We start from the raw sequence: 13,811 nt of genomic DNA, 5'->3' as shown, positions 1-13,811 counted from the left end.
TATATAACTTATATGGTTTAAATTTTAGAATCTGAATCTTCTAGTATTCTATGAATAATCTCAGGAAAATGTTTTTGTTCTAATTCATGAATCTTTTCAGCCACCGTTTCAGGAGTATCTTCATCAGTTAAAACAACATTTTGCTGAAATATGATCCCGCCTTCATCATAATTTTCGTTTACATAATGAATAGAGATTCCGGTTTCTTTTTCCTTATTATTAACTATCGCCCTGTGTATATGCATTCCGTACATTCCTTTGCCTCCATATTTAGGTAAAAGTGCAGGATGAATGTTGATTATTTTGTTTGGATACTGCTCAATTATATTTTCAGGAAATTTCAACAAAAAACCAGCAAGAACTATCAAATCCGGGTCGATTTTTTGTATTTTTTGTAATACGTTTCGCTCTAAAAGTTCGTTTTTTTCGAAAATTTCGACTGGAATTTGATGATTTTTTGCTCTTTCAATAACTTTTGCCGAAGCATTATTTGTAAAAACCGAAACGACCTTTGCAATTTCAATGTTCGAAAAATATTTTATAATGTTTTCTGCGTTAGTTCCTGATCCTGAGGCAAAAACGATAATTTTTTTCATAATAGAATTTATTTTGAGAATGCAAAAAACGGAATAAAAATCGAAAATAAATAGCTTTAAAAGACCTTTCTTGAAATTAATTTTATAAATTAGTGTCACATTTATAAACTAAATAGTTGTTTTAAAATAAAGTTTTTTATTTTTGCCAACAAATTAAATTCTAAAATTAAAGATTATGTCAGACATTGCATCAAGAGTAAAAGCGATTATCGTAGACAAATTAGGTGTTGACGAAAACGAAGTTGTAACAGAAGCAAGCTTCACTAATGATTTGGGAGCTGACTCATTAGACACTGTTGAGCTTATTATGGAATTCGAAAAAGAATTTGATATTCAAATTCCAGACGATCAAGCAGAAAACATTGCTACTGTAGGTCAAGCTATTTCTTATATCGAGGAAGCTAAAAAATAATAATACCACACCCGAATTTTAAAAATTCCAAAGTTTGAATGTCCAAATTCCAAAATTGGAATTTGTTTTTTTTAAAAAATTGGAATTTCTAGAAATCGGGTGTTATTATTTTTTTAAATTTAAATTTCGATTGATTTTCAATCAAAAAGATATATTTATATTGTAATACCCATGGCTCTTAAGTAACAAAACTGTTAAGAAAGCGTGGGTTTTATTTGTTTAAAGACACAAAATACATAATTTATGACATTAAGGCGAGTTGTGGTAACAGGATTAGGTGCACTTACTCCTATCGGGAATAATATCCAGGATTATTGGAATGCACTTGTGAATGGGGTAAGCGGAGCCGCTCCTATCACATATTATGATACAGAGAAGCATAAAACGAAATTTGCCTGCGAAGTGAAAAACTTCAATATTGAAGATTACATGGATCGCAAGGAATCTCGAAGATTAGATAAATTTGCTCAATATGCAGTTGCTGCCAGTGATGAAGCTATTAAAGATGCCGGACTTACAGATGATAATGTCGACAAAACAAGAGTTGGTGTTATCTGGGGAGCAGGAATTGGAGGTTTAGAAACATTCCAGGAAGAAGTAATTTATTATGCAAAAGGTGATGGAACCCCAAAGTTCAATCCGTTTTTTATTCCAAAAATGATTGCCGATATCGCACCGGCGCATATTTCTATGCGTAACGGCTATATGGGACCAAATTATACTACAGTTTCTGCATGTGCATCTTCTGCAAATGCATTAATTGATGCTTTCAACTACATTCGTTTAGGAATGTGTGATATTATTGTATCTGGTGGTTCTGAAGCTGCAATTACCATTGCCGGTATGGGAGGTTTTAACTCTATGCACGCTTTATCAACAAGAAACGAAAGTCCGGAAACAGCTTCAAGACCTTTTGATGCAACCAGAGATGGTTTTGTTTTAGGAGAAGGAGCAGGAGCTTTAGTTCTTGAAGATTACGAACATGCAAAAGCAAGAGGTGCAAAAATTTACTGTGAAATTGGAGGAGGCGGAATGTCATCTGATGCTTACCATTTAACAGCACCACATCCGGAAGGAATTGGAGTTATTGCAGTAATGAAAAATACGCTGAGAGACGCTGGAATGAACCCTGAAGATGTTGATCATATCAATACTCACGGAACTTCTACTCCACTTGGAGATGTTGCAGAATTGAAAGCTATTAGTGCTGTTTTTGGTGATCATGCAAAAAACATCAATATCAACTCAACAAAATCAATGACAGGACATTTACTTGGTGCTGCCGGAGCTATCGAAGCTATTGCTTCTATCTTAGCAATGAAACACGGTATTGTTCCTCCTACGATTAACCATACAGTAGTTGATGAGAATATTGATCCTGCATTAAACCTTACCTTAAACCAACCTCAAAAAAGAGAAGTGAATGTTGCTATGAGTAACACATTTGGTTTTGGTGGTCACAATGCTTGTGTATTGTTTAAAAAAATCGCTGACTAATTTTCGTATATGAATATTATCAAAAAAATATTTTCTAAATCCCGTTCTCTAGAAGACGGGATTTTTTTTGACACTATTCAGAAAATTCTTGGTTTTCAGCCTGTAAATATTGAATTTTACAAAAAAGCTTTTACCCATAGATCGTCAAATAAATTAGATGAAGCAGGGCATCCTATAAATTACGAACGTTTAGAATTTTTAGGAGATGCTATGCTAAGTGCTGTAATTGCTGCGCATTTGTTTAATAAGGCACCAAATGGAGACGAAGGATATTTAACAAAAATGCGCTCAAAAATCGTAAGCCGCGAACATTTAAATGAACTTGGCAAAGATTTGAATTTAGTGCGTTTTGTAGAAAGTAAAGTACCTGTTCAGCATTTTGGAGAAAATATTCATGGTAATATTTTCGAATCGCTTATTGGTGCTATTTATTTAGATAAAGGTTATTCGTATTGCGAAAGATTTATCCAAAAAAGAGTAATTACACCTTATGTCGATATTGCAAGACTTGAAGGAAAAGTAATTAGTTATAAAAGCTTAGTTATCGAATGGTGTCAGAAAGAAAAGAGGATCTTTCATTACGACATTTTCGAAGATAACGGTATTGACGGACAACGCTTGTTTGGTGTCAAATTAAGTATAGACGATAAGGTGATCGCACGAGCGCGGGCAACCTCAAAAAAGAAAGCAGAAGAGAAAGCTTCACAAAGAGCCTATTTTGCATTTCAGGAAAAAATAGATAAGAAATAATTACAATTTTGATGTAATTTTCTTAATGCTAAATCGTTTTCGTTTATAAATTAACAAAAACAAGCTGCTTATAACTATTGATGCTCCGTTAGAAATAGTATATTTACAACTTGATTTTTCATGACATGGCTATTCATAGATTGGATTTAGACGAATTTGACGAAATTGATTATTATTTAATGGCAATTCATACTTCATTAGAAGATTATAGACTGGCCTATTTTATCAATAAGAACCTTCCGATTAACTTAAGTAAGAGCAAAAACGAGATCCATGCTCAGACTAAAGAAGGTGAGGCAAATTTTTCGAGATTTTATTATTATGATTCTGAGAAAGCTGTATCGTGGAATTTGATTCAGAATAAAAATGAGATCATTTCTGTGAGTACAAATGATTTCCAGAATTTGTTTTCTAATGAGACAAGTGAGGTTTCTACAACAATTCATTTACTTCCTGAATTCAAAAAAGTAGATTTTTTCCTGAAAATCGATAACAGTGAGGAAGCTGTCGATTTTTCAGAAATTCAGCAACAACTAAATTCAATAGAAAGTATTGCGGCAATTTATGCTGTGGATACCAATAAAATAAAATCAAAAAACAATCTAATTTTTTAAAAAAAATGTTAACAAACAAGAAAACCAAAATTGTAGCTACATTAGGCCCTGCATGTGGTACGAGAGAGATTATCAAGGATATGATCGACGCAGGGGTGAATGTGTTTAGAATCAATTTTTCGCATGCAGACTACGAAGGAGTAAAAGAAAAAATTAACATTATTAGAGGCCTGAACGAAGAGTTTGGTTACACTACAGCGATCTTAGGAGATTTGCAGGGACCAAAACTTAGAGTTGGTGTAATGGAAGAAGGAACGGTTGTACATGATGGTGACGAAATTACTTTCACTACAGCAGAAGATATTATCGGAAATGCAAAAAAAGCATTCATGAAATATCAAAATTTCCCAAATGATGTAAATGTTGGAGAACGTATTTTGCTTGATGATGGTAAACTGATTTTCGAAATTGTTTCAACAGATAAAAAAACAGAAGTTGTTGCTAAAGTAATTCAGGGTGGAGAATTAAAATCTAAAAAAGGAGTTAATCTTCCAAACACTAAAATTTCTTTACCGGCTTTAACTGAAAAAGATATTGCAGATGCCATTTTTGCAATTGAACAAAAAGTAGACTGGATCGCACTTTCATTTGTGAAAACTCCTCGCGATTTACAAGATTTACAAGAATTAATCGCTAAGCATTCAGAATATAAAATTCCAATTATTGCTAAAATTGAAATGCCGGAAGCTCTTGAGAACATGGATAAAATTGTAGCATATTGCGATGGTTTAATGGTTGCTCGTGGAGATCTTGGAGTTGAACTTCCTGCTCACGAAGTACCATTAGTACAAAAAGATTTGATTCGCAGAGCAAAAACAGCTAGAATTCCTGTTATCGTTGCAACCCAAATGATGGAAACAATGATTACAAGTTTAACACCAACAAGAGCAGAAGTAAACGACGTTGCTAACTCAGTAATGGATGGTGCAGATGCTGTAATGTTGTCTGGAGAAACTGCAACTGGAAATTATCCGGTACAAGTTATTCAAAGAATGACACAAATTTGTGAGGCTGTTGAGAATTCTCCACTAATTCAGGTTCCACAAAACACTCCACAAATTAAAACAAAACGTTTTGTTACTAAAACAGTTTGTCACCAGGCAGCTTTATTAGCAAACGAAATCGAAGCTAAAGCAATTTGTACATTGACAAACAGCGGTTATACAGCTTTCCAAATTTCGGCTTGGAGACCATCTTCGGCACATATTTTAGTATTTACTTCAAACAAAAGAATCTTAACACAATTGAATTTATTATGGGGAGTTAAATCATTCTTCTATGATAATGAAGAAAGTACAGATGATACTGTAACCGATGTAAATAAAATTGCAGTTGAAAAAGGCTATGCATCAAAAGGTGATTATTTAATTAATCTTGCTGCAATGCCAATTAAAGAAAAAGGAATGGTTAATACCATGAGAGTTTCTGAAATAGAATAGTTTTCTTTTTTAAGATCACGATATTTTAAAATCAAATCCACCCATTCGGGTGGATTTTTTTTGCTTTATATATTCTTCAGTTTATAAATCCTGACGTTTCAAGTTATAATTTGCAACATCATGGAGCAAAATAAAACCATTTTCATGTTGCAAGTTATAATTTGCAACAACGTAAAGCCTTAAAAATAGGATTATTCGTGTTTTTATTACTTAATTTTGAGATACTTAACAAAACGTTAAAAAAAACAGTTTCTGCAAATTCCCTCAAAGGCAACAGCTAAATGTTCTAAGAAATTGCTTTACATACAGGTTACTTTTTCTACTTCATTTTTGTAGAAAATTATAGTTCGATTTTTAGATAAAAACCATTATACAAACGAATTATTAACAAATCTTATTACCATGAAACAAAGTAAATTTAGAAATGCCATAATGCTTTTTGCATTCATATGCTTCACGATTGTTCAGGTGAAAGCTCAGAAAAAAGTCAACATTTTAGTATTGTGGGGCGATGATATTGGTACTACCAATATTAGCGCCTATAGCGATGGACTTATGGGATATACTACACCCAATCTTGATCGTTTAGCCAATGAAGGAATGCGTTTTCTTCATTATTATGGAGAACAAAGTTGTACTGCAGGACGTGCTGCTTTTTTAACAGGACAGCATGGTCTTAGAACCGGACTTACAAAAGTTGGTTTTCCTGGAGCGCCAATGGGTATGAGCCAGTTAGATCCTTCTATTGGAGGGATAATGAAAAGTTTAGGATATGCAACAGGTCAATTTGGTAAAAATCACGTGGGAGATCGTAATGAAAATTTACCAACCGTAAACGGTTTTGATGAATTTTTTGGAAACCTCTATCACTTGAATGCTGAAGAAGAACCAGAATTGCCTGATTATCCTAAAGATCCGGAATATCTAAAAAGATTTGGACCAAGAGGGGTATTAAAATGTACAGCCACAAGTGCAGATGACGGAACTGTAGATCCTCGCTTTGGAAAAGTTGGAAAACAAAGAATCGAAGATACAGGTCCACTTACTAAAAAAAGAATGGAAACGGTAGATGACGAAACTTCGGCAGCAGCTATTGACTTTATCAAAAGACAAAATGCAGCAGGCAAACCATTTTTCTGTTGGTTCAATGCTACACGTATGCACCTTCGTACACACGTTAGAGCAGAGCACAGAGGAAAATATACACATGGAGACAGTGAGTATATTGATGGTATGATTGAGCACGACGAAACTATTGGAAGTATTTTAAAAGCTTTAGATGATCTAGGAATTGCCGACAATACGATCGTGGTTTATTCAACAGATAATGGCCCTCACATGAACACATGGCCAGATGGAGCAATGACACCATTTCGCTCTGAGAAAAATACAAACTGGGAAGGAGCTTTTCGTGTACCTTGTATTGTACGCTGGCCAGGACATATCAAAGCAGGAACTGTAACTACTGAATTGATGAGTCATAATGACTGGATTCCTACATTTGCTTCAATTGCAGGAGAACCCGATATCGTTAACAAGCTTTTAAAAGGTTACTCAGCAAACGGAAAAAACTATAAAGTACATTTAGATGGTTTTGATCAAAGTAAATTTTTAGAAGGCAAAACACCAAAAAGTGCCAGAGATAAATTCTTTTATACAGATGATGATGGTCTTTTAGTTGGTTTAAGAGAAGGCGATTATAAATATGTTTTTGCAGAACAGCGTTTGGGAGGTACATTGGGAGTTTGGGCAGAACCTTTTACCAAACTGCGTTTACAAAAAATATTCAATTTGTACCAGGATCCTTTTGAAAGAGCCGATATTACTTCAAATACTTTTTGGGACTGGCAGATGAATCACGTACAATTAATGTATGGAGCGATACAAGATGTGGTAGTTTTTGCAGAAACATTTAAAGAATATCCTCCAAGATCAATTCCTCCAAGTTTCTCAGCTTATACTATCATGGAAGAAACAATGAAAGATATTAAGGCACAAAAATATATTGAGAAAAACGTTTTACCTAAATTAAAAGAGGAAGAAGCAACAGATTCAAAAAAGAAAAAGTAGAAAATAAATGTTTAGTAGAGCTTGAATTATTACCCCATAATTCAAGCTCTATAACTTAAAAATCAATACTATGTATAAGAAAATATATGTATTGTCTCTGCTTTTATTTTTATTGGTTTCATGCAAAAATAAATCAGATGACGCTACAACTGTTAATCCTAAAGACAGTTCGGCCGTTATAGTTGGAGATCCGCTTCCCAGCTGGAACAAAGGAACTTTAAAAGATGACATTATTGCTTATGTCGAAAAAGTAACCAAGAAAGGAAGTCCTGATTTTATTCCAATAGAGAATAGAATCGCCACTTTTGATAACGACGGAACATTATGGGCAGAAAAACCATATGTTCAGGAATTATTTGCTTTTTATCAGGTAAAAAAAATGGTAGGAGCCAATCCGGCTTTGGCACAAAAACAACCTTTTAAAGCGGTAATAGAAAAAGACAAAGCCTTTTTTGAAAAAGGAGGCGATAAAGCCCTTATAGAACTTGTAGCTGCAACCCACACCGGAATGACCGAGGACGAATTTGAAACATCAGTAAATGATTTTTTTAAAACCGCTCGTTATCCGGGCAAAAATATTCCGGTAAAACAAATACGATATCAGCCTCAATTAGAACTGCTGAATTATCTCCGTGCCAACGGATTTAAAACCTATATCGTAACAGGCGGTACAATTGAAGTGGTAAGAGCAATATCTCAGGATTTCTACGGAATTCCAAAAGATCAGGTCGTAGGAACTTCTTTTAAATACAAATACGACGATGCTAAGAATGCCGTACAAAGAGAACCAGCTTTAGATCATTTTAATGATAAAGTAGGAAAACCGGTTGGCATCCAGCTGCATATTGGCCAGCGTCCGGTTTTTGCCTGCGGAAACGAAGGCGGAGCAGGAGATATTGCCATGCTCAAATATTCGCAGGGAAACAAATACCCATCCTTTCAATTATTGGTCAATCACAATGATTCAATTAGAGAATACAGCTATCAGGAAAAAGATAATTTGTCATTAAGCACAGCCGCAAAAAACAAGTGGCATGTAGTAAGTATAAAAGACGACTGGAAAAAAGTTTTTGCAGATAAATAATTTGAATTAGTTAGGATCTCAAATGAAGCAGCTTTTGACATCAAAAGTTGTTTCATTGAGATTTTTAGATGGATTAAAAAACTTAAAAAAACAGTTATGAAACGAATCAGTTATTATATCAGTCATAAATTATTTTTCAGCGCTCTGTTTTTTACTTTCTCTTTTGTTATTTCCGCTCAGGAAGCCGCGCCAAAAGCCGGAGCAAGTGCGCAGGAATTAGCAGATAAACTCGCAAATCCAGTGGCGAGCTTAATTAGTGTGCCTTTGCAGAACAATTTAAATTATGGTATTGGCCCTTTTAACGGATCAAAATATATAATAAATATACAGCCGGTAATTCCGTTTAAATTAACAGAAAATTTAAATCTAATTACCCGTTATATATTGCCAGTAGTTGATCAACGAGATATTACAGGAAACAATACACATCAATTTGGATTAAGCGATGCAACGGTTACCGCTTTTTTTGCTCCAAAAACAAAAGGCCTTATTTTAGGTATAGGTCCGGCATTTTTAATTCCAACTGCAACAGATGAATTATTAGGAACAGAAAAATTTGGAGTCGGTCCAAGCGCATTAGTAATGCATCAGGGAAAAGGACTTTCAGTAGGTTTCATAGCCAATCAAATTTGGTCAGTTGCCGGAAATGAAGACCGCGCCGATTTTAATCAGTTTTACACCCAGATATTTCTTTCTCACAGTTATAAAAGCGGTGCCAGTTTAGGCGTAAATGCCGAAATAACTCAAAACTGGGATGCAAAAACAACCCTAATCTCATTAAACCCTTCTATTGGTGCCGTAACAAAATTAGGCGATCAGGTCGTTCAGTTTGCGATTTCGCCTTTAATTCCAATTACAGGTCCTTCTGAATCAAAACCAGATTGGGGATTACGTGCTATTTTGGCCTTTGTATTTCCGGGTTCATAACATCGTTTAGGAGTTTCTTTCATCTTAAAAAAACAAATCATGAAGTTAAAAATTTTATTCATTATAATAATGAGCTGTCTGGTCTCGTGTACCAATTCTACAACAAAAAAAGAAACTTCAACACCTGCCGATACTACAAAAACAGCAGTATTTAAACCAGCAGATTTTGAAGAACAGCTTGTTTATAATCGAGCATTTGAAGCCGTGATTTGGGGAATTCCCGCCGTTAATTCAGAATTGCTTCATGAAAGTCTTTTAAAAGTAAAAGGCGATTACAATCAAATTATTTATTGGTCGGGATTAATCAATTCCAAAAACCAAACCTTAACCCCAAATCCAGACGTGATTTATGTAAATCCATTATATGATACACGACAAGGCCCGGTTGTTTTAGAAATTCCTCCCGTTGAAGGCGTTTCATCATTAACAGGAAGTTTAGATGATGGCTGGCAGACCGCAATAGAAGATATTGGTCCCGCAGGAGTTGACAAAGGAAAAGGCGGCAAATACCTCATTTTACCACCCAATTATAAAGATGCCGTTCCGTTAGGTTACATTCCAATGCCATCTTCAACTTTTACAGGATATGCCATACTTCGTTCAAATCTTACAGACGGAAGTCCAAATGATATTAAAAGAGCGGTTGATTACGGAAAAAAAGTTAAGATATATCCGCTTTCTGAAGCAGATAATCCACCCGCAACGACATTTGTTGATTTATTAGAAGTTCCATTCAGTAACACCATTCCGTACGACTTTCATTTTTTTGAAATATTGAATCAGTTTATTCAAAGAGAACCCTGGATAACCCGCGACTTAGCAATGATTGATCAGTTAAAAACTATTGGAATTGAAAAAGGAAAAATCTTTCAGGCCGATGCCAGAAGGCAGGAAATTTTAAATGCCGCAATAAAAGATGCTCATACCTGGATTGATTCAGAATATCAAAGTGCATTTAAAATGCCTTTTTATAATGATACTAAATGGGCATTACCGGTTTCGCAGGATTTTGTAAAATCAATAGCGAGTGATTATTCCATACCAAATCTTTACCCGGTACGCGAAAGAACGATCGCCTATTCAATAGCCTATTTTAGTGCGAAACATTTAGGAACCGGACAATTCATATTTAATATCAATTAAAGATGATAAAGGCGAAGAATTTGACGGCTCAAAATTGTATAAACTTCATTTGCCTGCAAAAGTTCCGGTAAAATTATATTGGTCAGTAACAGCCTACGATCGTGAAACCCATGCACTTATTTTAGGAATGAAATATTCTAGCCGCGCCTCAACATCGCCGGGACTTCAAAAAAACAATGATGGTTCTGTAGATATTTATTTTGGAGCAAAAGCTCCGACAGGGAAAGAATCAAATTGGGTTCCGACAGATCCAAAACGAAAATTTGAATTACTGGCACGTTTCTATGGCCCGGAAAAAGGATTTTTTGACAAAACATGGAAAATGGGAGATGTTGAAGAAGTGAAATAATTACTCCCTGATTTTAAACCAAAATGATTAATCATTATGAAAAATAGATGTTTTATAATTTTAGCAGTAATTACTCTGATATTAAATTTTGGATGTAAAAAAGAAACATCAGAAACCACATCATCAACGCTGGTTTCAGAAAATGGAACTCAGATTAAATTAGATGGCGAACTGCCTTCAAAAGAATCTATTCCGGCATTGTTTGACGAAATGGATTTTCAACAGGCAACGCAATGTTACTTATGGGGATTGCCTATTGTGGCTTTCGCCGAATGGCAGCAGCAACACTACAAAACATTTAAAGCATCAAGTAACGATCTTGTTTTATATAACTCTTATGACGATCGTTTAGGAATTCTTACCGCAAATGCTACAACGCCTTATATCATGACGTTTATAGATTTAGCAGCAAATGGTCCAACCGTTATCGAAATGCCGGCTGGACATACTGCCGGTGGACTGGCAGATTTTTGGCAGCGAGAACAAGCAGTAATTGGAGAAATGGGGCCAGATAAAGGAAAAGGAGGTAAATACATTCTGGTTCCTCCAACAATTAAAGATTTTAAAGCCGATGGATATTTTATAGTTCCATGTAATACCGTAAATATGTTTTTCGGGTTTAGAGCTTTAGATCCTGATCCTAAAATTACAGAAACGCTGCTAAAACAAGTAAAAATTTATCCGTACGCACAAAGAGCAAACCCTGGACCAACAAAAGTGGTTAGCCCGCCGGCAGGTAAAAAATGGTTAGGAATTCAGCCGGCAGGAATTAAATATTGGGAACGCCTTCATGCTATTTTACAAAATGAACCAGTGGAAGAAAGAGATCGTTTTTTTATGGCTTGGTTAAGAAATCTTGGCATAGAAAAAGGAAAAGCTTTTGCTCCGGATGAACGTCAGAAGAAAATTTTAATTGACGCTGCAGAGAAAGGCCAGCAAATGGCAATGGCAAATTCCTTCAGTAAACGTTTTGCAGATATAAAACACTGGCCGGACAAAAAATGGGATTATGTACTGATTATGAAAGATCCATCGCAGCATGCCGATAATTATGATGAGTTTTTTGAAAGATCATCCTATTTCTATGAAGCCGTTACGTACTCTAAAGCCATGATAACCAAAATACCAAATGTGGGTCAGGCCTATTTGGGATCATATTATGATAATCAAGGAAATTGGTTAGACGGAGGGAAAAATTATACACTAAATATTCCGGCAAATCCGCCAGCAGTTAATTTTTGGTCCATTACGATTTATGATTCGGCAACCCGATGTTTAATAGATAATCCGCAGAAAAATGCAGACTTATCTTCCCGTAAGGATTTAATAAAAAATACAGATGGTTCTGTCGATTTGTATTTTGGACCAAAAGCCCCAGCCGGAAAAGAAAAAAACTGGGTTCAGACTTTGCCGGGAAAACATTGGTTTACTTATATGCGTTTTTACGGCCCAACAACAGCTTATTTTGATAAAAGCTGGAAAATGGATGATATAAAAGAAGTAAAATAAGAATCATTTTATGGTCGAAAAAACAGCAGATAAAACAGAAATTTCATTTGATCCATTAGCATCAAAAGCAGAACGTTATGAGAAAGGTGCAGCGATTAGAAAGACCGTGCCGCACTCTTTACATCAGGAATATATTGCTGCAAAAGACAGGGAAGATCCTATCGATATTTTGATAAAAACCAGTATTGGGAGAATAGAAAGTTTACTGCCCATTCGATACAGGAGAATGATGGAATCGCCATTTGCCTTCTTTCGCGGTGCGGCAGCAATTATGGCAGCAGATTTGGCACAAACGCCAAACACGGGAATCGATTTACAGCTTTGCGGCGATTGTCATTTAATGAATTTTGGAGGTTTTGCAACGCCAGAACGTAAATTGGTTTTTGATATAAATGATTTTGATGAAACTTTTCAGGGTCCATGGGAATGGGATGTAAAACGGTTAGCTGCAAGTTTTGCGATTGCAGGAAGATGGCTCAAATTTGCTGATAAAAGCAATAAAGAATTTGCCTGGCACGTGGCAGACAGTTATAAAAGGCATATGCTGGATTACAGCAAATTATCGGCGCTTCAAATTTGGTATGCTGATATTGATCTGGCCGAACTTATTGAACTGGGAAAAGATGAAGAAATTAAAGAATTTCATCAAAAGCGAATAAAAAAAGCAGCCGAATATACGGCACATGAAAAGGAATTTGCAAAAATGACCTATCAGGATGGAGTTCGGGCCCGAATAAAAGATGAACCGCCTTTGATATTTCATTCATCGGGAAATGATGAAAAGATCATTATGAAAGAAGCAGAATTGGTTCATAAACGCTACATAGAATCATTGCCAGAAGACAAGCAAATTTTGTTAAGCAGATATTCTATGCATGACTTTGCTATAAAAGTGGTAGGCGTAGGAAGTGTAGGAACACTTTGCGGTATAAGTTTATTAATGTCTGCCACGGGCGAGCCCATTTTTTTGCAGTTTAAAGAAGCAAGACAAAGCGTTTTAGAACAATATGTAAAATCTAAAAAGAAATACAATCAGGAAGGAGAGCGAATTGTAATGGGACAAAAACTAATGCAGTCTGCTTCGGATATATTTTTAGGATGGACCAATGACGATAGAGGAAGATTTTTTTACATCCGTCAGCTTCGTGATGCAAAAGTCAAACCCGTTCTTGAAATAATGAAAGAAGAAAACCTGAAAGATTATGCCAAAGCCTGCGGATGGGCACTTGCAAGAGCGCATGCCCGCTCTGGAGATCCATCTGTTATATCCGGATATATTGGTGATAATAATGAATTTGCCAACGCAGTTTCGAAGTTTTCCCTTTTATATGCAGATCAAAATGAGTTAGATTACAACAAAATGATCCAAGCCATAAAAGAAGGAAGACTGCCGGTTTCTGCAGAAATATGATTTTGCAGGA

The 13,811-nt window shown here is 35.4% G+C and carries 13 protein-coding genes; 12 read left to right on the top strand and 1 reads right to left on the bottom strand.

Annotated elements, in window-relative coordinates:
* Window positions 1-17: 17 nt before the first annotated feature.
* Entirely contained in the window at window positions 18-596 is a 579-nt protein-coding gene (gene purN, locus APR43_RS21145; protein WP_053472901.1) for a phosphoribosylglycinamide formyltransferase, read from the bottom strand.
* A gap of 175 nt (window positions 597-771) precedes the next feature.
* Here purN and APR43_RS21140 point away from each other — a divergent pair, with 175 nt between their 5' ends.
* The 12 genes from APR43_RS21140 to APR43_RS21090 all read left to right on the top strand — a co-directional run bounded on the left by APR43_RS21140 (window position 772) and on the right by APR43_RS21090 (window position 13,801).
* Window positions 772-1,008 (top strand): acyl carrier protein, encoded by a 237-nt coding sequence (locus APR43_RS21140; protein WP_007137004.1) that lies wholly within the window; start codon window positions 772-774, stop codon window positions 1,006-1,008.
* Between the two features lie 243 nt (window positions 1,009-1,251).
* On the top strand, window positions 1,252-2,505 hold the full coding sequence (gene fabF / locus APR43_RS21135; RefSeq protein ID WP_053472900.1) for a beta-ketoacyl-ACP synthase II: 1,254 nt from the start codon (window positions 1,252-1,254) through the stop codon (window positions 2,503-2,505).
* 9 nt (window positions 2,506-2,514) lie between these two features.
* Entirely contained in the window at window positions 2,515-3,255 is a 741-nt protein-coding gene (gene rnc, locus APR43_RS21130) for a ribonuclease III (RefSeq protein WP_053472899.1), read from the top strand.
* Between the two features lie 125 nt (window positions 3,256-3,380).
* Window positions 3,381-3,869, top strand: coding sequence for an IPExxxVDY family protein (locus APR43_RS21125; RefSeq protein ID WP_053472898.1), 489 nt, complete (start codon window positions 3,381-3,383; stop codon window positions 3,867-3,869).
* Between the two features lie 5 nt (window positions 3,870-3,874).
* Window positions 3,875-5,308: a pyruvate kinase gene (gene pyk / locus APR43_RS21120; RefSeq protein ID WP_053472897.1), complete on the top strand. Its 1,434-nt coding sequence runs from the start codon at window positions 3,875-3,877 to the stop codon at window positions 5,306-5,308.
* Between the two features lie 402 nt (window positions 5,309-5,710).
* Window positions 5,711-7,378, top strand: coding sequence for an arylsulfatase (locus APR43_RS21115; protein ID WP_053472896.1), 1,668 nt, complete (start codon window positions 5,711-5,713; stop codon window positions 7,376-7,378).
* Between the two features lie 70 nt (window positions 7,379-7,448).
* Window positions 7,449-8,462 carry an HAD family hydrolase gene (locus APR43_RS21110; RefSeq protein ID WP_053472895.1) on the top strand — a complete coding sequence of 338 codons (1,014 nt, stop codon included), beginning with the start codon at window positions 7,449-7,451 and terminating at the stop codon, window positions 8,460-8,462.
* 96 nt (window positions 8,463-8,558) lie between these two features.
* On the top strand, window positions 8,559-9,389 hold the full coding sequence (locus tag APR43_RS21105) for a hypothetical protein (protein ID WP_053472894.1): 831 nt from the start codon (window positions 8,559-8,561) through the stop codon (window positions 9,387-9,389).
* 39 nt (window positions 9,390-9,428) lie between these two features.
* Window positions 9,429-10,532: a DUF1254 domain-containing protein gene (locus APR43_RS21100; protein WP_205720341.1), complete on the top strand. Its 1,104-nt coding sequence runs from the start codon at window positions 9,429-9,431 to the stop codon at window positions 10,530-10,532.
* A gap of 34 nt (window positions 10,533-10,566) precedes the next feature.
* Window positions 10,567-10,881, top strand: a complete 315-nt coding sequence (locus APR43_RS24620; RefSeq protein WP_240514978.1) for a DUF1214 domain-containing protein — start codon at window positions 10,567-10,569, stop codon at window positions 10,879-10,881.
* A gap of 36 nt (window positions 10,882-10,917) precedes the next feature.
* Window positions 10,918-12,390, top strand: coding sequence for a DUF1254 domain-containing protein (locus APR43_RS21095; protein ID WP_082356449.1), 1,473 nt, complete (start codon window positions 10,918-10,920; stop codon window positions 12,388-12,390).
* 10 nt (window positions 12,391-12,400) lie between these two features.
* On the top strand, window positions 12,401-13,801 hold the full coding sequence (locus APR43_RS21090) for a DUF2252 domain-containing protein (protein ID WP_053472893.1): 1,401 nt from the start codon (window positions 12,401-12,403) through the stop codon (window positions 13,799-13,801).
* Window positions 13,802-13,811: the final 10 nt, after the last annotated feature.

This window comes from Flavobacterium sp. NLM (genome assembly GCF_002210235.1).
GTDB classification, from domain to species: Bacteria; Bacteroidota; Bacteroidia; order Flavobacteriales; family Flavobacteriaceae; genus Flavobacterium; species Flavobacterium panici.
This window is presented reverse-complemented; position numbering and strand designations above follow the sequence as displayed.

Coding starts and splice junctions, on each gene's coding strand:
- purN (WP_053472901.1), bottom strand. CDS start 596: ATGAAAAAAATTATCGTTTTTGCCTCAGGATCAGGAACTAACGCAGAA.
- APR43_RS21140 (WP_007137004.1), top strand. CDS start 772: ATGTCAGACATTGCATCAAGAGTAAAAGCGATTATCGTAGACAAATTA.
- fabF (WP_053472900.1), top strand. CDS start 1,252: ATGACATTAAGGCGAGTTGTGGTAACAGGATTAGGTGCACTTACTCCT.
- rnc (WP_053472899.1), top strand. CDS start 2,515: ATGAATATTATCAAAAAAATATTTTCTAAATCCCGTTCTCTAGAAGAC.
- APR43_RS21125 (WP_053472898.1), top strand. CDS start 3,381: ATGGCTATTCATAGATTGGATTTAGACGAATTTGACGAAATTGATTAT.
- pyk (WP_053472897.1), top strand. CDS start 3,875: ATGTTAACAAACAAGAAAACCAAAATTGTAGCTACATTAGGCCCTGCA.
- APR43_RS21115 (WP_053472896.1), top strand. CDS start 5,711: ATGAAACAAAGTAAATTTAGAAATGCCATAATGCTTTTTGCATTCATA.
- APR43_RS21110 (WP_053472895.1), top strand. CDS start 7,449: ATGTATAAGAAAATATATGTATTGTCTCTGCTTTTATTTTTATTGGTT.
- APR43_RS21105 (WP_053472894.1), top strand. CDS start 8,559: ATGAAACGAATCAGTTATTATATCAGTCATAAATTATTTTTCAGCGCT.
- APR43_RS21100 (WP_205720341.1), top strand. CDS start 9,429: ATGAAGTTAAAAATTTTATTCATTATAATAATGAGCTGTCTGGTCTCG.
- APR43_RS21095 (WP_082356449.1), top strand. CDS start 10,918: ATGAAAAATAGATGTTTTATAATTTTAGCAGTAATTACTCTGATATTA.
- APR43_RS21090 (WP_053472893.1), top strand. CDS start 12,401: ATGGTCGAAAAAACAGCAGATAAAACAGAAATTTCATTTGATCCATTA.